The organism is Streptomyces sp. NPDC085460, assembly GCF_044541975.1.
Lineage (GTDB): Bacteria > Actinomycetota > Actinomycetes > Streptomycetales > Streptomycetaceae > Streptomyces.
In genome coordinates, this window is record NZ_JBITTO010000018.1 from 1 (window position 1) to 20533 (window position 20533).

Here is a 20533-nt window from a genome sequence, read left to right on the forward strand (position 1 = left end):
CCCTGAGCACCTCACGAACCACCAGCTGAGCACCCCACCAGCTGTCCAGACCGCTCCGGACCCGCAGCCAAGATCTTTACGGGACAGCCCTTAGGGCACGATGTCCTGGCTCACGGGCTATCGCCGGCTCAACCACCGCTACGAACGCTATCCCCGCCACTACCTGGCTTCCTTGCCTCGCCGCCGCCATCTGCTGCTACAGCGACTCGTCCGCCTCACCACGGAGGACAGACAGGGACGTGCGCACCCGCACCCGGGAGCGCGTGCCCTACCTTGCTTTCGCGGCCGGGAGGCCCGCCGTGATCACGAAGGATTCACGCGAATCGGCCTCTGTGTCCGCTGCCAGAGCCGGACTCACAGGTACGGGCACAGCGGGAACCCTCTGCGCCCGCCCTGCCGCGCCCTCGCCGTGGCCGACCGGACCAAGGGCGAAGGGCACGCCTCCGGCGTCGACGGAGTGTGATGAAGGCGCCTCGCTCGGCGCAACCGAGGAACCCGCGTCAGTGGGGTCCGGCCTCCGGGCGGAGGAGCATCGGGTCGTAGACCGGCGACTCCTCGGCGTGCTTGATCGTCCGGGGGAGGACCTCGTACCCCCAGCGCGGGTAGGCGTCCCTGGCCGGCTGGTTGTCCCAGATGCACGTGAGCGTCGTCCAGGACTCCGCGCGTCCGGCGAGCACCTCGTCGTGGAGGGCCCGCCCGATGCCCTGGTGCGTGTGGTCGGGGAGGACCATCAGCTCCCGGAGCCAGAAGACGTCGCCGGCCTCCGCGGCCTTCCTCGCCTCGGCCGGGACGATGTCCTGGATGGTGCCCCACCACGGACGGTCTGTGGTGAGGGTGACGCCGTGGACGTACCCGGCCAGGGTTCCGTCCTCGAGGTGACCGGTGACGACCTCGAAGCCCGGCATCTCGAAGGCGGCCGTGAGCCGGGAGCGGAACGTCTCGACGGAGAAGAACGGGTCGCCGATGTACGGCGGTACGTCGTAAACCTTCGCGTAGACGTCGGTCAGCTCGTCCATGATGTCCGGCGCGTCGCGGCCGTTGCGGTGTGTGAAGGTGAGCGTGGGCGTGGTGCGGCCGGGCACGGGTGGACTCCTCGGGTCAGGCGATGTGGTGGTCGAGCAGGTCGAACGTCTCGCGCAGGGGCGGGCTGGTCTTGTGCCCGCCGAGGTTGTCGCGGACGACGGCGAGCTGCCGGCGGGTGCGGGTCGAGGACTGGCCGCCCTCGATGAGGCGCAGGGACTCCAGGGCGGCGTCAGTGGTGCGGTCGTAGTCGCGATCGGAGACGGCGGCCCTCGCGAGGCGGGCCAGGCACATGCCACGGTTGCGGGAGTGCTCGATGGCCTGGAGCGAGGCAGAGCGGTCCAGGAGGCGGATTGCCCGCTTGTGCTGCCCGAGGTCGGCCCGGGCCATCCCCTCCAAGCAGGTCAACTCCGCCTCGTTCAGGAAGGTCGTCCACTCCGGATCCCGGTCCGTGGGGCCCTGGTCGAAAGAGCTCCACGCGCGCTTCACGCTGACGGAGGCGCTCAGCTCGTCGCCGGCACTGGCGTACCCCTGGGCGGCACGGATGTGCAGGAGCGCGCTGACGCGGGGCGGGGCGCCCCACTTCTTGGCGTACTGCTCGGCGGTCTTGGCGAAGCGGACGGCCTCTCTCGGCTTGTTCAGGTCGATGCACTGGCGGGACATGTTGGACAGGGTCCGCGTCGCCAGGGGGTGGTCGCCGGTGAGCATGGCCGCGTTGAGGGCTTCCGAAAAATACACGCGCGCTTCGGTCTGCTCGTCCGCGTCGTAGCAGAACCACGCGACGCTGGTGGTGAGTTGCCCGGCGATGGCGTGGAGGCGCCGGCCGATTTCCTCGGTGTAGACGCCGTGGTCTATCACGTAGTGGATGTAGCTCAGGTGCAACTTGGCGCTGCGCCACAGCCGGTCCCCGCCCCATCTTTGGTCGATCGCGTCCAGGTCGGCGGCGGTGGCCTGGAGCACGGCGATCTCCTCCTCCCCGATGCGCAGGTCGGAGGCGCCCGTGCGGCTGGGCGTGGAGGCGTTGAGCCAGGGCAGGCCGATAGCGGCGACCCCGGCACCGAGAGCGGTGCGGCGTTTCACAGGGGGGATGATGACGGGCGGTTCGGAGGGGATGTCAACCGGCGTGCCGTACAGCGGCTGGAACCCCAAGGACTCCGGACCCCGCCCGAAAGCGGCTCGAATCGCGGTCGCCTGGTCCGGTCGGGGCCACCCGGGACTCGCGGATTCCCACCGCCGGAAGGTACGCACGGACACCTCGTAGTGAGGGTCGCCCAGGGCCTCCCTTCCCGCGTTGCTGACGCCTTTCGCGGCGCTCTCCTGGGAGAACCACCCCCTCGCGACACGGGCGGCGAACAGCGCCTCGTTTGCCGGAGTTCTCATCGGCGACCCCCTGAATTCTGCTCGTGAGCTCACGGTAGGGCGTAACGGCCGACGAGGGTTGTCCGTGGCGCGAATCACTCCTTCCGCGCCTCGTCGCGGCCGTTCAATGGCCGCTAAATGGCCGCTCGGTGACCTCGTTGGCCGCTCCGCGCGGAGAGACATTGGTTTCTCTCCGGCCGACCTGTCACCCCGAACGTCTGGGGCCAGGCCGCGGCCGACCTGACGAACGCTGCGGAGACACCCATGAGCCAGCCGGTGAGCCCCACCCGCCGCCCCCAGGGGACGACGGATGCGGGAGGACCGACGGTGCCCGAGAGGCCGGCGCTCCCCTCTCGGGACGTGATGGCGCGCGACTGCGCCACGGCCTTGACCTTTTCGGAGTACGGAATCCCGCCCGGCCCGACCTCCGACCTGCTCCGCGCGCGTCTGCGCAGCTACATCCAGGACCACCTGGCCGAGCCGGCCCGGGAGTACGCGGCCTCCCTGACGGACGAGCGAGCCCGGGAGATCGCGGAGAACACCGTCGAACACGCGCTGAGCGTCGCCGCCGACCGGGGCGGCAGCGCGCGCACGAACCTCCGCCTGTTGGGGAAGGCCGCGTGCGTGCTCATGCGGTACACAGCCGGCCGAAGCGAGCAGTGAGCGCTCCCGCCGCCGTGCTCCATGTCGGTCGGTGCGTTATGAGGCCCCGCACCTGAGGAGCGGCAACCGCACCTGGCCTCGCGCGCAAGGGTAGGCCGGCCACTCGGTGGACTCGGCGCTCGCCTTCGCCGCGCGGTTCCCCTCCTGGCGCGATGCGTCGCCGGACGCCCTCCGCGCGCTCGTGGCGATCGTCCAGGTCGGACGCTCAACGAGCCTCTGACCTTGATTTATGAGGGCCTACTTCCACGAGCCGTGGAAGGCTACATACTGATCAGTTGCAGCCTAAGTGTTCATTAATTAGCTAAGCGTCAAGCGTCGTCTCGCCTGACCATGCGCATCGCACGAGCTCTCCGGGCGGCTCAACCCCCGAGGTGGACGGCAGCACGGTGGCCGACGGAGCTGGGGTTTCATGGGCAAGCCGGTGCTGGAGATGCTGCGCCACGCGCGCGAGGAGCTCGGTCTGTCTGCTCGCCCGCTGTCTGGGCGGGCGAGCAGATCGCCGTACTGCGCTGGTGCGTGGAGCAGGAGACTCCGTCGCCGCCCGCAGAGGAGGGCGTGCGGATGCCGCTCGGCCCGGCGATTGCGTGGTCGCTACCGGGCCGGTGGCTTCGAGGCGTCCGCCTGAGCGGTCAGGCCCAGCCGGCGCGCGTCCCGCTCGGGCCGGATGGCGACCAGGGCGATCAGGCCGCAGACCAGCATGACCGCGGCGGACACCAGATAGGCGTGGGTGTAGCCGGCGCCGGGCGAGGAGGCGGAGTCCAGCAGATGTCCGGTCAGGTACGGGGCGGCGAGTCCCGGAAGGGTGCCGGTCGCGGCGACGATGCCGAACACGGCCCCTCGCTGGATCGGCGGGACCACGGATGAGGCGGTCATGTAGTGCAGGGGGAAGACGATGGCGTGACCACCGAACGCCACCGCGAGCAGGACGAGATGGGCCCCGCGCCCGTCGACGAACGGGAAGGCGGCCATGGCCAGGGCCGCCACCGTCACGGAGATCCCCTGCGGGGCGCCGCTCGACCACCGCGCGGAGCGCCCGCGGCGGCGGAGCCGGTCCACCAGCGGGGGCACCGACAGCAGCAGGATCAGGCTGAACCCCGAGATCACGCTGATCAGTGTGGCCGCGCCGCCCGGCGTCATGCCCAGCTGCGTGCGCAGGTAGACGGGCAGCCAGGCATGGCTCAGCGCCAGGGCCCAGGAGGCGCCGAACGCCGCGGCGATGCTGCCGAGGACCGTGCCGTTCAGCAACAGCCGCCGGTACGGCAGCCGCACCCCTGGCGCGGTGGGGCCGGCGGTCGCGGGGGCACGGGTGCCTGAGGTGTCGTCCTGGCGGTACGGGCCGTCGTGGCCCACCCTCCACCAGACGAGGCTCCACACCAGGCTCGTCACCGCGAGCACCACGAAGGCGGAACGCCAGCCGAAATCGGTGACGAGCCAGGTCACGACCGGCGCCGCGATCAGCATGCCCAGCGCGGCACCGCTGATCTGGAGGGCCGACGGCAGGCCGCGACGGTCGGCCGGGAACCACTTGTACAGCGCGTGCATCGACATCGAGGTCGCGGGTCCCTCGCCCCGAGCAGCAGCCTGCCCGCCACCAGCGCGGGCACCGACGCCACGACCAGCACCGGCAGCTGGGCGACCGCCCACAGGGTGACCATCGTGAACAGCAGGACGCGACTGGTCACACGCGCGGAGACGAAGCCGACGATCAGCCCCGACAGGCTGAACAGCAGCGAGAACGAACTGGAGACCATCCCGTACGTGCTGTTGCTCATGTCCAGCTCATCCATGATCGGCACGGCCGCGAGCCCGAGAACGGACTTGTCCGCGTAGTTGATCAGCATGAACGCCACGATCATCGCGGTGAACAGCCAGGCCCTACGGCGGTCGAACGCCGGGCCGGCCGGCGCCGCCGCCCCGGCTGCACGGGGCGGCGCGGGCGAGGAGGGTTCGAGCATGGGCACTCCTGCTGCTCTGGAAGGGGCGCGGAGACGGCGCAGAGACGTCGGCGCGGGCACCGGCCCCGGGGGATCGCGCTGTCGGCACGCAACGGCGGGACACGGTTTTCGCTGACGATGTCTGTCATCCGATGTCCAACAGGTTGTACGTTAACGGCGCAGTTGTTCAAGACCTTGGAGTGAAGGGAGTTGTCGATGAACGCCACGGACCGACTCGGGGACCTCCTGTGGAGCCGCGGCTACACGGACCCCGCCTGGATTCGCCGCTTCACGTCCGCCGGGCGTGAACTCTCCCCAAGCCGCCGGGTGTGGCGGGGCCCTGCTCCCGCCCGGGCTCTGCCCGGCCGGCCGGCCGACCTCGACGCGCTCGACATCGCGCTCGGCGGTACGACGTTCAAGCTGGAGGACCTGTTCACGACGGCTCAGACGGACGCCTTGCTCGTGATGCACCGCGGTGCCGTCGTCTACGAGACGTACCGGCACGGCACCGAGGCGCACACCCCGCACTTCAACGCCTCGGCAGCCAAGTCCTACGTCGGCCTGATGGCGGCGACGCTGGCGCACCAGGGTCTTCTGGACCGATCGGCGAAGGCGTCCGCCTACGTTCCCGAACTCGCCGGCACAGCCTTCGGAGATGCCGCCGTCGAAGACCTGCTCCACATGGGCACCCAGGTCAGCTACGCCGGACGGCCCTTCGACAAGGCGATCGAGGCGCAGCGGTACTACTCCGTCATCGCCCCCCAGCTGCGCCCGTTCGGCTACAGCGGCCCCACCACCATCCGCGAGCACCTGCTGACCGCCCGCGCCACTGGTGCCCCCGGCGCCGAGTTCCGCTACGAGAACGGCAACGTCGAGACGCTGGCCGAGGTCCTGCGCCGGGTCACCGGTCTCACCACATCCGCGCTGCTCAGCGAGATGATCTGGTCGAAGATCGGTGCCGAGGAGGACGCCTACTACATCCTCGACGGCGACGGCGTGGAGGCGGCGTGCGGCGGCTTCAGCGCCACGGCACGCGACGTCGCCCGGCTCGGCGAGATGCTCCGCCGCGGCGGAGCGGTCGGCGACCGGCAGGTCGTACCCGAGGAAGTCGCGACGACGATCACCAGCGGCGTGCCCGACGGCTATCCCCGGCGCGTACGGTTTCCCGCCGCACCGCCCGACTCGCCGGCCACGCTCTCCTACCACGACCTGTGGTGGATCCCGAACGACCCGTACGGCTCCTACCTGGCCAGCGGCATCCACGGCCAGCGGCTCTTCGTCTCACCCGGCCTCGACCTGGTCGCCGTCCACTTCGGCTCCCAGGTCATCTCCCCGGACGTGCCCGTCGCCCCGCTCGTCCAGGCGTTCCTGCGGGTGGGGAGTCACCTCCGCGCGATCTCGTGAGGCGTCCGCGAAGAGGTCCGCGGCGTCTGTGAGCCGTCCGCCGCGGACCCGGTGGGGAGGCTGCGTATCCAGAGGGTTGGCGGCCTGGTCGGCCTTGGTGTGGAGTGGGGGACGCCGTCGTCAGTCGTCCACCCGCTCCTCCAGGCGGACCGTCACCGTGTCCCCTTCCCCCTTGCCGATGGCCTTGCGTACCTCCGCCTTCACGGGCAGTTTGTGCGTGCCGTCGCCCAGGGCCATGAAGGAACTCCGGAACGGATGGCCGTCGATCGTGCCCCGGACCTTGACCAGGCCCCGGGTGCCGAAGAACTCGACCGACTCGGGCCAGACGACGTAGGTCCAGCCGCCCTTGTTCGGGCTCTTCCGCAGGGTCGCGGTGAACTGCTTGTCCATGATGGATACCGCCTGTTCGGGAGCGCTCGGTGAGGACGAGGCGGTGGCGGCCCGGGACGCGCACGGGATGATCGCGCGCATCACGTGCCCCACCTCCTCGGTGTACACCAAGGCAGACGGGTCTCGGCGGGGAAACTCATCGGCGGCCCACGAAGCCCGGCCGAACGAGGCTCGCACAGAGGCGCCGACTGCCGGTCGGCGCTTCAGCCGCGCGGGGGAGCGCCATCTCCCGCGGGCGTGGGTTCGGCGGCGCGCTCCTGCGGACCCTGATCGCCTCCACCGAGGCGGCCGGGATCTGGACGCTCCAGTCCGGGATCTTCCCGGAGAACGCGGCGAGCCTCGCCCTCCACGAGCGTGCCGGCTTCCGCGTCATCGGCCGGCGCGAGCGCGTCCGCCGCCACCACGGCCGCTGGCGGGACACGGTGCTGGAGCGCCGGAGCCGGGGCGTCGGCTAGCCCAGGAGCCCGGCGATGGCGCGGGACGCGTCGCGGGCGGGGCGGCCGACGCCGATGAGGGTGGCGGAGGCGGGGCCGGTCCAGTCGCCGTAGCCGAGGAGGTGGAGGCGCGGCTCGGCGAGGGATTGGGTGCCGGCGGTGGGGACGCGGCCTCGGGGGCCGCGCAGGCCGAGCGGGGCGAGGTGGGCGAGGGCGGGGCGGAAGCCGGTGCACCAGACGATCGCGTCGGCGTCCGCCGTCGTGCCGTCGGGCCATTCCACTCCGGTCGCGGTGAGCCGGGCGAACATGGGCTGGGGCTTGAGGAGTCCGGCGTCGCGGGCCGCGCGGACCGGAGGGACGGCGACGATGTCGCCGAGGGAGGCGACGCCACCGGTGTCGGTCCGCCCTTCGTCGAGGGCCTTGCGGCGGGCCGTGGCGTGGTCGAAGAGGGCGCGGCCGTCGATGTCGTCGGAGAGGTAGCGGGGGTCGCGGAGGGTGACCCAGGTCAGTTCGGAGCCGTACGCGAGGTCGGCGGCGATCTGGGCGGCGGAGTTGCCGCCGCCGACCACGATCACGCGTCGGCCGGCGAAGTCGGTCGGGCGCTGGTAGTCCACGGTGTGGAGCTGGGCGCCCCGGAATTCGGCGCGGCCGGGGACGGCCGGGAGGAAGGGGCGGGACCAGGTGCCCGTCGCGCTGATGACCGCGCGGGCCCGCCAGGTGCCGGTGTCGGTCTCGACGCGGAGGCGTCCGCCGTCGCGGTGAACGCCCGAGACCCGGACGGGGCGGTGGACCGGGAGGTCGTAGCGCTGCTCGTAGTCGGTGAGGTACGCGACGACGTGGGCGGCGCCGGGGTAGGTCTCGCCCGGCTGCGGGGGCATCAGGCGGCCGGGGAGGGACGAGTACGCGGCGGGGGAGAAGAGACGGAGGGAGTCCCAGGTGTGCCGCCAGGCGCCGCCGGGGGCCGTACCGGCGTCCAGGATCACGAAGTCCAGGCCCGCCCGGCGCAGGTGGTAGCCGGCGGCGAGTCCCGCCTGACCGCCACCGATGACGACGACGTCGGTGTCGATGCCGATGCCGATGCCGATGCCGATGCCGATGCCGATGCCGGTGTCGGTGTCGGTGTCAGTCTCGGAGTCGATGGCAGTGTCGATGGCGGCGGTCTGGTGCTGGGTCATGCCGGGAGCCCTTCTCGACGACGGCGCCCCGGCCCGCACGGCGGGGCGGGGCACCTGGGGGTGACGCTGGGGACTGCGCCTACTGCTGGGCGGGGGCGAACTTCCTGCGCCAGGCCAGCGACACGTAGACCAGGGCGACGAGGACGGGCACCTCGATCAGCGGGCCGACGACGCCGGAGAGCGCCTGGCCGCTGGTGACGCCGAAGGTGGCGATCGCGACGGCGATGGCGAGCTCGAAGTTGTTGCCGGCCGCCGTGAAGGCGAGGGTCGCCGTGCGGTCGTAGTGCAGGCCGATGGCCTTGCCCAGCGCGAAGGTACCGAACCACATGATCGCGAAGTAGACGAGCAGAGGGAGCGCGATGCGGGCGACGTCGAGTGGCTGCGAGGTGATCGTCTTCCCCTGGAGGGCGAAGAGGATCACGATGGTGAAGAGCAGGCCGTAGAGGGCCCAGGGGCCGATCCTCGGCAGGAACTTCGCCTCGTACGATTCCCGGCCCGACCGCTTCTCGCCGACGCGGCGGGTGAGGAAGCCGGCAAGGAGCGGGACGCCGAGGAAGATGACCACGTTCAGCGCGATCTTCCCCATGGAGATGTCCAGCGTCTCGCCCTCGCCCAGGCCGAGCCGGCCGGGGAGGATGTCGAGGTAGAACCAGCCGAGCAGGCCGAAGGCGATGACCTGGAAGACCGAGTTGAGGGCGACCAGGACGGCTGCCGCCTCGCGGTCGCCGCAGGCCAGGTCGTTCCAGATGATCACCATGGCGATGCAGCGGGCCAGGCCGACGATGATCAGGCCGGTGCGGTACTCGGGCAGGTCCGGCAGGAAGGTCCAGGCGAGGGCGAACATGACCGCCGGGCCGAGGACCCAGTTGATGACCAGCGACGACACCATGAGCTTCTTGTCGCCGGTGACGGCGTCGAGACGGTCGTAGCGGACCTTCGCGAGGACCGGGTACATCATGATCAGCAGGCCGACGGCGATGGGGAGCGAGATTCCCCCGATCTCGACCTGCGCGAGCGCGTCGTTCAGGCCGGGGATCAGGCGCCCGAGGCCGAGGCCGAGACCCATGGCCAGGAGGATCCAGACGGCGAGGAAGCGGTCGAGCGTCGACAGCTTCGCGACCACCGACTTCTCGGGGCTCGTGATCGTGGGGGCGGTGGGGCTCAACAGGACCTCTTGGTATCGGCGTTGGCGCGGGCAGTGGCGGCGAGGCCGGCGAACTGCCCGGCGAGCGATTCGAGGACCTCGGGCTTCAGCCGGTAGTACGTGAACCGGCCGCACGGCTCGGTCTCCACGACCCCGGCCTCCCGCAGGACCTTGAGGTGGTTGGAGAGGTTGGTCTGCCGGGCTCCCGTCTCCTCCACCAGGTGCGTGGTGCACAGGGTCTCGCGGGCCAGCAGGGTCACGATCTGGAGCCGCAGCGGGTCGGCGAGGACCTTCAACAGCTCAGTGTCGACTGACGTCAGCATGGAGTGATACTTTCACATCAGTGGAGGCTGATGCCAGTCCGGGCTGATGTCTGTCTGCCCGTCTGCCCGTCTGCCCGTCTGCCCGTCTGCCCGTCTGCCCGTCTGCCCGTCTGCCCGTCTGCGCGCCTGCGCGCCTGTCCGTCCGTCGTGAAGCACGAAGGAAGAACCGATGTCCGAGACCCCGCTCGCGTCCGTCCTGTTCGTCTGCGTCCACAACGCGGGGCGTTCCCAGATGGCAGCCGGCTTCCTCCGCCACCTCGCGGGCGACCGGGTCGAGGTGCGTTCCGCCGGGTCCCTCCCGGGTGGCCGGGTCAACCCGGCCGCCGTCGCCGCCATGGCCGAGCTCGGCATCGACATCTCCGACCAGCGGCCCAAGGTGCTCACCCCCGAGGCCGTCCAGGCGTCCGACTACGTCATCACCATGGGCTGCGGCGACGCCTGCCCCTACTTCCCCGGCAAGACCTACCTCGACTGGGTCCTGGAGGACCCGGCCGGCCAGGGGGTCGAGGCCGTCCGTCCCATCCGGGACGAGATCAAGGGACTCATCGAGGGCCTCGTCGCGGAGATCGACTCCACGCGCGCCGAGAAGCAGGAGAGCTGAGCTCACCACGACCACCGAGGGCGAGAACTCCCCGGCTTTCCCCAGGGCATCGACGGCCCGGCCCCCTGGGCAACACGCGAGCGCAGGCCGTGAAGTTCGGCGCCGAGATGATCGACGACGCCATCGTCCCCGTCGACCTCGCCGATGATGTCGAGCCCCCTCGCCGCCCCACCTCTGGCACTGTCATCGCCACCGGCACCCGTCATCGTCACCGGCTACCGCAAGCTCGGCCCCCCCGAGAAGGATGAGCTGTCCGGTCGGGGCGCCTCCTGGTGCGCCACCGCCTTCGTGGGTGCGCTGAACTGCTGATTCCGTATTTGGGGTGCTTCGCGGCCATCCGTGACCCCGACCGTCATGAGGGCGGCCTGCCCGAACCCCCCCCGAGCGCGAGGCGCTGAAGAGAGCCGCCTCCGCCGGCTCGGGCCGAGGCTGCCGCCGGGCTCAGCAGCGCTCCCATCGCCGCGAGGACCCCCGGCTCTACCCGGTAGTACACCCAGGTGCCACGCCGCTCGGAAGTGAGTAGCCCGGCTTCCTTCAGCTTCTTCAGGTGGTGGGAGACGGTGGGCTGGGAGACGCCCACGTCCGAGATGTCGCAGACGCACGCTTCTCCGCCCTCATGGGAGGCGACGGCGGAGAAGAGTCGCAGACGCACCGGGTCGCCGAGAGCCTTGAACATGGCCGCGGTCCGCTCCGCCTCCTCGGCCGTCAGCGGGCGCTCCGTGAGCGGCGGGCAGCACGGCTCGACGGCGGGCTGGAGCAGCGGGAGCGCCTTCGTGTTCGACATACGCCTATGTTGACACACATCAAAACAGGCGCCGGGGCTCGTCGTCGACGCGAGGTTCGGGCTGGGCGGAGGGTGCCGGGTGCCGGGTCGTGTGGTCGAGGCCGCCTCGGGGTTCCGTGACCGCCCGCGTCGTCTGCCTCGGGCCCGCATGCGCCGGAACGGACGGCCGTACGGCCGTACAGGCGCACGGGAACGCTCACAAATTCGATGAACGTCTATGTCGACGTCTATCGATAGTCGCCGCCCGCGCCGTCGTCGACGCCTCCGGCACCTGGGCGGTCCCGAGCCCGGCAGGCGCCGACGGCCTCCCGGCGCTCGGCGAGCGCGCCGCCGCCGACCGGATCTCGTACCGCGTTCCCGACCTCGACGACCCCGCCGTCCGCGCCCGGTACGCGGGCAAGCGCACCGCCGTCATCGGTTCCGGCGCCTCCGCCTTCACCGCGCTCGCTGCCCTCGCCGCCCTCGCCCGCGAGGAGGAGGGGACGAAGGCACTCTGGATCCTCCGCCGGGGCATGACCGGCTCCACCTTCGGCGGCGGCAGCGCCGACCAGCTCCCCGCCCGTGGCGCCCTGGGCCTCGCGGCCAAGGCCGCCGTGGACGACAGCCACGCGGTCGCCGTCACCGGCTTCCGTACGCAGGCGATCGAGCGGGACGGCGACGGCCGCCTGGTCCTGGTCGCCGAGGATGGCCGCCGCCTCGACCCGGTCGACGAGGTGATCGTCCTCACCGGCCTGCGCCCCGACCATTCCTTCCTCGGCGAACTCCGCCTCGGCCTGGATGACCGCCTCCAGGCCCCGACCGCCCTCGCCCCGCTCATCGACCCCAACCAGCATTCCTGCGGCACCGTCTCCCCCCACGGCCACCGCGAACTGGCCCACCCCGAACAGGGCGTGTACCTCGTCGGCATGAAGTCCTACGGTCGCGCCCCGACCTTCCTCGCCCTCACCGGCTACGAGCAGGTCCGCTCCGTCGCCGCCGCTCTCGCCGGCGACCTCGACTCGGCCGACCGCGTCGAACTCACCCTCCCCGAGACCGGCGTCTGCGGCGGCTCCGGCCTGTACGACGCCCCCGAAGCCGCTTCCAGCGATGCCGGCGGCTGCTGCGCGCCCACCCCCCAGCCGGTCGTCGCGCTGACCGCCGCTCCGGTCCTCCAGCCCCTCACCGTCGTGGAGTCGGGCCCGGCGGGCGGCTGCTGCGGCTCGTGACCGACACCGACACCGACACCGACGCGGGTGCCGCAGCCGGCGCACGCGAGGCCGGGACCGGCCCTGCGGACCGGACCCGGCCCCGAGCCGTCCTGCCCGCTCTCTGCGTCACCCAGATCACCAGCTGGGGGATCGTCTACTACGCCTTCCCGGTCCTGAACCCGCAGATCACGGCGGCGACCGGCTGGCCCGCCTCGACGACCATGGCGGCCTTCTCCCTCGCCCTGGTCGTCTCCGGTATCGCCGGCATCCGGGTCGGCCGGATCATCGACCGGCACGGCCCCCGCGCGATCATGACGGCGGGCTCGGTGACCGGCGCCCTGAGCCTGACCGTCGTCGCACTCGCCCCGAACCCGACGGTGTTCTTCGGCGGATGGATCCTGGCCGGACTCGCCATGTCCGCCACCTTCTACCAGCCCGCGTTCGCCGCCCTCACCCGCTGGTACGCCCCCGACCACGTCCGCGCCCTCACGATCGTCACCCTCGCCGGCGGCCTGGCCTCCACCGTCTTCGCCCCGCTCACGGCCGTCCTCGCGAACCACTACACCTGGCGGACGACCTACCTCGTCCTCGCCGTGATCCTGGCGGCCCTCACGATCCCGGCCCACGCCCTCGCCCTCCGCGCCCCCTGGCCGCCGGCCCCACCCGCGCCGACCGCCACCGGCCACACCCCCCGCGCGGTGATCCGCAGCCGTCCCTTCCTCCTCCTCGGACTCGCCCTCACCCTCTCCGCGTTCGCGATGTACGCGGTGGTCGTCACCCTCGTCCCCCTCCTCGTGGAACGCGGCTACACCACCGCCCAGGCCGCCTGGGTCCTCGGCCTCGGCGGCGCCGGCCAGACCCTCGGCCGCACCCTCTACGCCTCACTGGCCCGCCACACCGGCACGACCACGCGCACGGTCGCCCTCATCGCCCTCGGCAGCCTGACCACCGCCGCCCTGGCCGTCACCCCCGGCCCGTACGGCCTGCTGATCGCGGTCTCGGTCGTCGCCGGCATGGTCCGGGGCAACCTCACCCTCCTCCAGGCCACCGCCGTCACCGACCGCTGGGGCACCCGCCATTACGGCCGCCTCTCCAGCCTCCTCGGTGCCCCGGCGACGACCGCCTCCGCCCTGGCCCCCTTCGCAGCGGCGGCCCTCGCGCCGACCGTCGGCGGCTACCCGGCCCTGTTCCTGATACTGGCGGCCCTGGCGGGCGCCGCCGCGGTCATCGCCACCGGCTCCTCACCCAAAGGCCAGGTCGCATGAGATGGAGGAGAACCTCCCGGCGCACGGACGGGTATGCCTCCCGCAGATGGGGGCCGGTCAGACCGCTGTCGGTCTCGAGGCGGCGGGCCATCGCGGCGCGCCGACCGACGGTCGGAGTGTGGGTGTCAGGAGGCATCGGGGCGGCCCTTCCGTGGGGTCGGCATCGTGGTGAGGTGGCGGATGGGCGAGGCCCACAGCAGCGAGGCCGGGACAAGGTAGGCGGCGGTTCCGGCCAGCAACGCGGCACGGACCCCGAAGGCGGCCGCGATCCCGCCGGCGGTCATCGCTCCGAAGGGCCGTGCGCCCGCCACCAGCCACACCGAGGTCTGCTGCGCGCGGGACTGCAGCCGGTCCGGGCAGGTCAGTTGCCGGATCGACCGCTGGGTCGTGCCGGCCGCCGCCGCGGCCGCCGTGCGTGCGGCTCCGGCGAGCGCGATCACCCCGAGCCAGACCGGGCCCGGGTGGGCGATGAGAAGCGGCACCCCGCACACGGCGTACGCCAGGAACCCCGCGAGCAACACGCGGGCGGGCCCGAACCGGGCGACGAGGCGCGTTGCGGCGAGCGCGCCGACCAGGCCGCCGGCGCCGGTGACGCCCATGACGAGGCCCAACCCGGTACTGCCGGCGTCGAGGCGGGTGAGCAGGGTGTAGGCGACGTACGTGACCACGACGGTGTCGGCGTAGGCGTGCGTGGCCAAGGACAGGACCAGTGGCCGCTGGAGCGGGTTGCGCATGACGAACCCGACGCCCTCGCAGATGGCCCCGGCCATCCCACCCCGCCTGAGGGGGGCAGGGGCGGAGGGGCGGATACGGGAAGCGCACCAGGCGCTCACCAGGTAGGAGGCGGCGTCCAGCCACAGCGCGCGGACGGCGCCCGCCACGGCGACCACGAGAGTCCCTCCGTAGGTGCCGACAGCATCCGAGACCGAGAAGACCGAGGCGATCCGCGTGTTGGCGGGGTGGAGCAGCCTCGGCTCGACCAGTTCGGGAACGATCGCGATCGACGCGGCCTGGTGCAGGACCGTGAGCGACCCCAACAGCAGTGCCACGGCGTAGAGGACGGGCATGCTCATGGCCCCGGCCGCCCACGTGGCGGGGATCACGGCCACCGCGGCGGAGGAGGCGAGATCGGTGGCGATCATGATCCGGCGCTTCGACCACCGGTCTCCGGCCACGCCGGCGGGCAGCGCGAGCAGGAACGCGGGCGCCGTCGCCGCGGCGGTCAGCAAGGACACCTGCCCCGGCGTGGCTTCGAGCTCCAGTACGGCCACGACGGGCAGCGCCACGGCGTGAACGCTGCTGCCGGCAAGGGCGCTTCCCTCGCCCAGCCAGTAGGCGCGGAAGGAGCCGTTGCCCCGAAGCGACGCCATAGTGGTAGGCGCCCCGGCGGCCGGTACGACGCTCGGGGCCGTCACGGGCAGCTCCTGTCCGAGGCGCGGGGGGCCAGGGTGTGCACGAGGCGCGCGACCTGCCGGTACGGGTCGCGTGTCGAGGCGGCCCACTCCGTCGCCAGGGCCGACGCGCACTCGTCGGGCCCCGGTGCCCACTCCTTGGCGCGGTGGTCGTTGGGGATGCGCACTCCCTGCCACGGCAGAGGAGTCGGATCGTGCTCGGTGGCGAGGCGGTCGAGCTCCTCGGCAGTGTCTCCGCGGGGGCGGACGCCGAGGTGGCCGACGCTCGCGTCGGAGCCGCTCTCGATCGGGTCGAGCGCCAGGGTGTGCTCGCCGCGCAGCGCCTCACGGATTCCAATGGCCCCGCGGTTCTTCGTCAGGACGCTCAGCACGCCGCGTCTACGCCCGGGCGAGACCATCCCCGCCAGCCGGGCGACCGCGGTCGCCGGTTCGTCCAGGTACGTCAGCACCCCGTGGCGGCACACCAGGTCGAACCTCTCGCCGCCGCCATCCGGCACCTCGACGGCGGCGTTGAGGAAACGGACGCGCGTGGCGAGTTCGGGGCGGGCGGACAGCCGGCTTGCCGCGGCGGCGATCATGCCGTCGGACGCGTCCGCCGCGGTCACCGGGTGCCCGGCAGCAGCCAGGCGGAGCGCCATGTCGCCGGTTCCGCAGCCGGCGTCCAGGACCCGGACCGGCCGGTCCGGCAGCTCGGCCGGCAGCCGGTGGAAGACCAGGTCGTGCCGGAGTCGGCCCCGCCCGCTGTTCGAATGCGCGTCAGATGCGGCGCCGACCGTGGCGAAGTCGCTCATCGCCGCCACCCGAGTTCGGTGTAGGTCCGGCCGGCCCGGATGCCTTCGATCGCCGCCCGTGTGTACGGAACGACCCGCTCGGGCAGGTCCTCGACCCCGAACCACTCCCAGGCCACGCACTTGTCCGGCTCGCGGACCTCCGGCTCGCTCTCCCCGTACCGGGCGCGGAAGAACAGGCCGATGCGCGGAGGGTCTCCCGGCTTGTCGATCATGTGCACGGTGTGGACGAGGTCGAGATCGGCCGGGTCGAGGACCAGCCCGGCCTCCTCGCGAGCCTCGCGTACCAGGCAGTCGGTCGCTGCCTCGTACGCGCAATGGCCCGCGAGTGCGTGCCACGTGTCCCCCGCGTACGCCGAGTCCGGGTGACGCAGGCCCAGCAGGACCTTGCCGTCATGCTCGAGGTAGAGGTGGACACCGATGATGTGGAGCTCGGTTCCCGCCGGCGTGCCCACGACGGCGGTCGCGGTCTTCGCCGACCGGTCGGCGGCGGGGGCGGGGGCCGGACGATCGGCCGCGTGGGTCTCGAGCAGGGCCCGGGTGGAGGGCAGCATGGTCAGGTGGGTCAGCTGCTCGGGAGGGAACCACGCGAGCATGACACCTTCGGTCAGCGCCAGCTCCGACGGGTCCCCGTGCCACTCTCCGGTGAACAGCTCGACCGGAACACGCGTGCCGTCGGCGCCGATGACGGAGTCGACCCGGTACGGCTCCAGGTCCGCCAGGACGAGACCGGCCTCCTCGCGGAGCTCACGGGTGACCGTGTCCCGCAGCGTGGCGTCGTGCGGTTCGCGGCCGCCGCCGAGCAGGTCCCAGCATCCCGGCGCCCAGATCTCTGGCTTGTTCGCGTCCCGAAGATGCAAGAGATACCGGCCCTGGCCGTCGTGGATGACCGCCGACGCGTTCACCGGCGTGATCGTGCCGTCCAGCCCGGCGGCGCACAGTTTCGCGCGCAGAGTCGGCGATCGGACCTCGTCCTGCGCCAGCCACACGGCCCCTGCCACCTCCTCTTCCTGAAGGGCGAGCGCCGGTGCGCCCGGCGTCAGGCGCATGACGAACCGGAAGTCGAAGTGCCGGTGCGCGGGTTCGCCCTTGGAAGGACGCCCCTCGATGTCGTGGACGTCGATGTCGATCGGCACGTGCCCGAACTCAGGCGTGAGCACGAGAAGGGACGCCGGGATGCCCGTCTCCTCCTGGACCTCCCGCAGCGCGGCGCCGAGCAGCGTGTCGTCACCGTCCTCGACGTGACCGCCCGGGGCGAGCAGCAACCCGCTGGCCCGGTGGGAGATGTGCAGTACGCGCCCAGTGGAGTCGATGACGACGGCGCTGCACGTGATGTGCCCGGGCAGCGTGGTCCGGCTGGTCGGGGCGCCGCAGGCGTCGAGAGCGGAAGGAAGTCCGCTCAGAAGGCTCCGCTCTACGGGGTGCCGGTCGAGGTACTCGGCGACCAGGTCGCGGATGTGGTCAGCGGATGGCGGCATGTCGGCACCTCACCGGATCGGGACGACGGAACGGAAACAGCGGACGATGCGGGCATGCCGGGGTGTTCGGGGGTCGGCGGCTCGCGGGGCGAGCGTCAGAACGTGTGCGCACGCAGGATCTCCTCGGCTTCGAGCGGGCCGCGGCATGGGCCCAACGGCCGAACTCCGTGGCTGGAGGTCTGTCCGCCGTCACCGCGTCGGGCACGAACCGGGTCACCGACGGCAGCAGCCCGCGGCCTGTGGCGACGAACCGGTTCGCATCGACCGTGGGCAAGGCGGCCGGGACCGGCACGCGGCACAGGCGGGCGTACTCGCTGAGCCTGATGGCCGTTTCGGCTGTCCACGCGTTCGTGCCCGGTGCGTAGGTCTTGACGAACCACTGTCTGTCGCCTTGCCCGGTGGCGAGGAACTTGTGGGTGACCGTCGTCCCGGTGGGGCCGGCTTCGACAGCGGTCGGGGTGATGCCGGACTCGCCGGCCAGGAGCAGCGTGACCAGTTCGATCCGCTCCCGCGCGCGGAGCGTGGGCGTCATCGGCGTGCCTCCGGCTCGTCGGCGCGGCCGGCTTGGGCCGGCACGGGGGCGGGCTCGAACTGGCGTGCCTGGAGTTCGTAGGCGTCGCGGAACGCGCCGGTCCCGGTGCCGGGGTCCATGAGCTCGGCGAAGGTTCCGCTCTCGACCACGCGGCCTTCGTCGAGGACGTAGATGACATCCGCGTGGCGGGCGCTGGCGAGGCGATGGGTGATCAGGACGGTGGTCTGGCCCTTGTCGGCGAGCCGGTGGATCTGATCGAAGACACGCTGCTCAGCGGCCGCGTCGAGGGCGCTGGTGGGCTCGTCGACGATCAGTACCTCGCCGTGACGGAACCTCGCACGCGCGAGGCCCAGCTTCTGCCACTGACCGCCGGAAATCTCCTGCCCGCCCTTGTAGCCCCGGCCGAGCAGCGTGTCCAGACCGCGTGGCAGCCCAGCGATCACATCGTCGGCGCCTGCGTACGCGGACGCGTCCTGGATGGCTTCGTCGTCCCACTGCACGTCGCTGCGGCCGATGCCGACGTTGACGCGAGCGGTGAAGGGCCAGCGGAAGAAATCCTGGGCGACGATCGCCACCCGGCTGAAGATCTGCGCCCGGTCGGCCACGGTGGTGCTGACACCGCCCCACAGGACTTCCCCGGAGGTCGGCAGCCTCACTCCGCTGAGCAGGCTGACCAGGGTCGACTTGCCCGATCCGTTCTTCCCCACCAGCGCGACGGTCCTGCCACGTGGGATGACCAGGTCGACGTCCTGCAGGGACGGCGTGTCCTTGTCGGGATAGGTGTAGGTGACCTTCTCGAACCGGATCTCGTCCGCCACCTCGGGCAGGTCCTGCCCGCCATCGGGCACCGCACGTTCGATGGCCTCCTCGCAGAGGCGCTCGAGGTCGGCGATGAACAGGGCCTCGCCCTGAACGTCGGTGATGCGCACGACCAGGTCGGTGATGCTGGCGGAGCTGGTACGGATCGCGAGCACCGCCGTTGCGGCGATCGCGAGGTCCATCCGCCCCGACCACAGCAGAAACCCGAGCACGCCGTAGGTGGTGAGGGTCGCCAGTCCGCGGGCGGAGTCCGCGATCAGATGGACGCGCGCGCCCGTCCAGGCCAGCCGGGTCTGCTCGACCTCGCTGGTCTCCGCCATCAGCCGGAAGTGGTCGAGCAGGAGGGGAGCGACGCCGTGGACGCGGACCTCGGCAGCGGCCCTCTGGTCGATCAGCAGCTGGTTGAGCAGCTTTGCGGCCCGGACGTGCTGCACGAACCGGTGCCAGCTCGTGTACTGGTGCCGGGTCATGGTGAGCGAGCCCCACGCGTTCGGCAGGGCCATGAGCACCAGAAGCGGAAGCAGTAGGGGGTGGAGCACGGTCAGCACGCCCGCCGCGGCGATCAGCGAGATCAGGGAGGTCACCACGGCGGTGCAGTAGCCGACCATGCGTCGGGCGGCGTCCGCGCCCCACTGCGCGGTGTCCATCAGCCGGTGGAAGGCGTCGTCCTCGATCGCCTCGAGCTCGACCTTCGCCACCAGTCCGAGGTACCGCTCGGTCGCCACTCGCTGCGCCTTCGGTTCCAGGATCCCGGTGGCCGCGGCCGAGGCGGACGTGCAGACCGAGCCGATCACGGACAGGACCGCGACGACGGCGATGGCCGGCAGCGCGGCTTGAAGTCTGCCGGAGATACCTCCGGACGCGAGGAGCTCCACGAGCAGCGCGTTGACCGCGATCAGGGAGATGGCCTGCGCGATGCCGCGGGTGATCTCGCTGAGCGCGACGGTGACGAACGCCCGGTGGTCGGCTCCCCGCGCGAGACGGATGGCGAGGAGGACCTGCCGCGGCAGCGAGCGGCCCATCTCCCACAGTCCGAGAGCCGCCCAGGCGCCGGAGTGTGCGGCGAAGCCCTGATCGTAGGTGAGCTTCCCCCCGAACAGCAGCTGCTCCGACTCTGACGCGTCCTCTTCGACTGGCCACTCGGTCTCCGTGGTACTCGTCATGCCCCCCACCTCGTATCCGCTCGTGCTGTGCGGAGGGACGTGTCAGCCAGGCGCGCGGACCCCGCCGAGGAGGCGCCGGGCTTGGGCCGATCGCCCTGAGCATGAAAGACGGGAAGAGGGGACATCGCGGTCTCCGAAAGTCGAGTGGGGGTGTCAGGTGGTTCAACGACGCCGGGACGTGCTGCGAGCACAGGTGAATCGGACGGCATTCGAACCCCGGAAATAGGCGAAAGTGCGTTCGTGTGCTGTGCATCGACCCGTACGGCACAGGGGTCCGCCTCGATGCCGGAAGTGGCCGAAACGCCGACATCGAAGAAGGCGTGCCTGCACGGGAGTTCAGTGGCCACGGAGGTGGCGGACAGGGTGTGGTTGCCGGTCATCCGCCCGGCCGTCCCTCCGAGGAGACGACCGTCACGGCCGCAGCCGCGAGGAAGCTCGGGACCTCCTGCCAGGGCATGGCCGGAAGGATCTCCACGCCGGGCAGGCCGGCGGCCGGCGCTCGGCACTCGGTGACCCCGTCGATCCGCATGGCCGGCCAGTACTCGGATCCGGCCTCGGCAGGCACGATCTGCACCGGCCTGTCCAGCCCGGCCGGGTACGCCTTCAACAGTTCGGCGAGGCCCTTGTGGGGCTCGGCCCGGGCCACGATCCGCACCGG

Annotated in this window: 17 protein-coding genes and 4 pseudogenes; 7 read left to right on the forward strand and 14 right to left on the reverse strand. The window is 71.7% G+C overall.

The features are described from left to right. Positions 1-97: 97 nt before the first annotated feature. A pseudogene (locus tag ACIGHB_RS32140) lies at positions 98-223 on the forward strand (IS5/IS1182 family transposase); the annotation flags it as partial. A 277-nt stretch (positions 224-500) separates the two neighbouring features. Here the strand turns inward: ACIGHB_RS32140 and ACIGHB_RS32145 are convergent. Both ACIGHB_RS32145 and ACIGHB_RS32150 read right to left on the reverse strand, forming a co-directional pair. Next, entirely contained in the window at positions 501-1082 is a 582-nt protein-coding gene (locus ACIGHB_RS32145; protein WP_399918059.1) for a GNAT family N-acetyltransferase, read from the reverse strand. A gap of 16 nt (positions 1083-1098) precedes the next feature. Next, complete coding sequence (locus ACIGHB_RS32150) at positions 1099-2100, reverse strand: hypothetical protein (protein ID WP_399918061.1); 1002 nt, start codon at positions 2098-2100, stop codon at positions 1099-1101. A gap of 666 nt (positions 2101-2766) precedes the next feature. On the opposite strand from ACIGHB_RS32150, the gene ACIGHB_RS32155 reads away from it, so the two are divergent. Continuing rightward, complete coding sequence (locus ACIGHB_RS32155; RefSeq protein ID WP_360316485.1) at positions 2767-3042, forward strand: hypothetical protein; 276 nt, start codon at positions 2767-2769, stop codon at positions 3040-3042. A gap of 591 nt (positions 3043-3633) precedes the next feature. Here ACIGHB_RS32155 and ACIGHB_RS32160 read toward each other — a convergent pair. Next, a pseudogene (locus tag ACIGHB_RS32160) lies at positions 3634-4997 on the reverse strand (MFS transporter). 195 nt (positions 4998-5192) lie between these two features. On the opposite strand from ACIGHB_RS32160, the gene ACIGHB_RS32165 reads away from it, so the two are divergent. Beyond that, positions 5193-6380: a serine hydrolase domain-containing protein gene (locus tag ACIGHB_RS32165; RefSeq protein ID WP_399918064.1), complete on the forward strand. Its 1188-nt coding sequence runs from the start codon at positions 5193-5195 to the stop codon at positions 6378-6380. A gap of 120 nt (positions 6381-6500) precedes the next feature. Here the strand turns inward: ACIGHB_RS32165 and ACIGHB_RS32170 are convergent, their stop codons facing one another. Further along, positions 6501-6770, reverse strand: a complete 270-nt coding sequence (locus tag ACIGHB_RS32170; RefSeq protein ID WP_360316509.1) for a DUF1905 domain-containing protein — start codon at positions 6768-6770, stop codon at positions 6501-6503. Positions 6771-6997: 227 nt separating this feature from the next. On the opposite strand from ACIGHB_RS32170, the pseudogene ACIGHB_RS32175 reads away from it, so the two are divergent. Next, positions 6998-7225, forward strand: a pseudogene (locus ACIGHB_RS32175) (GNAT family N-acetyltransferase); the annotation flags it as partial. On the opposite strand, the gene ACIGHB_RS32180 reads toward ACIGHB_RS32175, so the two are convergent. The 3 genes from ACIGHB_RS32180 to ACIGHB_RS32190 form a co-directional block, all read right to left on the reverse strand. Then, complete coding sequence (locus ACIGHB_RS32180; RefSeq protein WP_399918066.1) at positions 7222-8379, reverse strand: ArsO family NAD(P)H-dependent flavin-containing monooxygenase; 1158 nt, start codon at positions 8377-8379, stop codon at positions 7222-7224. The pseudogene ACIGHB_RS32175 and the gene ACIGHB_RS32180 sit on opposite strands and share 4 nt — an antisense overlap. Before the next feature lie 79 nt (positions 8380-8458). Continuing rightward, positions 8459-9544, reverse strand: a complete 1086-nt coding sequence (gene arsB, locus ACIGHB_RS32185; RefSeq protein ID WP_399918068.1) for an ACR3 family arsenite efflux transporter — start codon at positions 9542-9544, stop codon at positions 8459-8461. Beyond that, complete coding sequence (locus tag ACIGHB_RS32190; protein WP_399918070.1) at positions 9541-9846, reverse strand: ArsR/SmtB family transcription factor; 306 nt, start codon at positions 9844-9846, stop codon at positions 9541-9543. The genes arsB and ACIGHB_RS32190 overlap by 4 nt, the downstream gene beginning before the upstream one ends. Positions 9847-10015: 169 nt before the next feature. Between ACIGHB_RS32190 and ACIGHB_RS32195 the strand changes: the two genes are divergently transcribed. Further along, positions 10016-10447 (forward strand): arsenate reductase ArsC, encoded by a 432-nt coding sequence (locus tag ACIGHB_RS32195; protein WP_399918071.1) that lies wholly within the window; start codon positions 10016-10018, stop codon positions 10445-10447. 424 nt (positions 10448-10871) lie between these two features. Here the strand turns inward: ACIGHB_RS32195 and ACIGHB_RS32200 are convergent. Next, positions 10872-11231 (reverse strand): annotated as a pseudogene (locus ACIGHB_RS32200) (ArsR/SmtB family transcription factor); the annotation flags it as partial. Between the two features lie 116 nt (positions 11232-11347). Here ACIGHB_RS32200 and ACIGHB_RS32205 point away from each other — a divergent pair. Beyond that, positions 11348-12436 carry a hypothetical protein gene (locus tag ACIGHB_RS32205; RefSeq protein ID WP_399918073.1) on the forward strand — a complete coding sequence of 363 codons (1089 nt, stop codon included), beginning with the start codon at positions 11348-11350 and terminating at the stop codon, positions 12434-12436. Next, positions 12433-13683, forward strand: coding sequence for an MFS transporter (locus tag ACIGHB_RS32210; RefSeq protein ID WP_399918075.1), 1251 nt, complete (start codon positions 12433-12435; stop codon positions 13681-13683). Before ACIGHB_RS32205 ends, ACIGHB_RS32210 begins: the two co-directional genes overlap by 4 nt. 125 nt (positions 13684-13808) lie before the next feature. Here ACIGHB_RS32210 and ACIGHB_RS32215 read toward each other — a convergent pair whose 3' ends face one another. The 6 genes from ACIGHB_RS32215 to ACIGHB_RS32240 all read right to left on the reverse strand — a co-directional run bounded on the left by ACIGHB_RS32215 (position 13809) and on the right by ACIGHB_RS32240 (position 20521). Then, positions 13809-15053, reverse strand: coding sequence for an MFS transporter (locus ACIGHB_RS32215; RefSeq protein ID WP_399918077.1), 1245 nt, complete (start codon positions 15051-15053; stop codon positions 13809-13811). Between the two features lie 41 nt (positions 15054-15094). After that, positions 15095-15886 carry a class I SAM-dependent methyltransferase gene (locus tag ACIGHB_RS32220; RefSeq protein ID WP_399918079.1) on the reverse strand — a complete coding sequence of 264 codons (792 nt, stop codon included), beginning with the start codon at positions 15884-15886 and terminating at the stop codon, positions 15095-15097. Then, positions 15883-17361 (reverse strand): NUDIX domain-containing protein, encoded by a 1479-nt coding sequence (locus ACIGHB_RS32225; RefSeq protein ID WP_399918081.1) that lies wholly within the window; start codon positions 17359-17361, stop codon positions 15883-15885. Before ACIGHB_RS32225 ends, ACIGHB_RS32220 begins: the two co-directional genes overlap by 4 nt. After that, the gene (locus ACIGHB_RS32230; RefSeq protein ID WP_399918083.1) at positions 17345-17893 is read right to left on the reverse strand and encodes a hypothetical protein; all 549 of its coding nucleotides are present in this window, start codon (positions 17891-17893) and stop codon (positions 17345-17347) included. The genes ACIGHB_RS32225 and ACIGHB_RS32230 overlap by 17 nt, the downstream gene beginning before the upstream one ends. After that, the gene (locus ACIGHB_RS32235) at positions 17890-19875 is read right to left on the reverse strand and encodes an ABC transporter ATP-binding protein (RefSeq protein WP_399918085.1); all 1986 of its coding nucleotides are present in this window, start codon (positions 19873-19875) and stop codon (positions 17890-17892) included. The genes ACIGHB_RS32230 and ACIGHB_RS32235 overlap by 4 nt, the downstream gene beginning before the upstream one ends. Before the next feature lie 376 nt (positions 19876-20251). Beyond that, on the reverse strand, positions 20252-20521 hold the full coding sequence (locus ACIGHB_RS32240) for a hypothetical protein (RefSeq protein WP_399918087.1): 270 nt from the start codon (positions 20519-20521) through the stop codon (positions 20252-20254). Between the last annotated feature and the right edge of the window lie 12 nt (positions 20522-20533).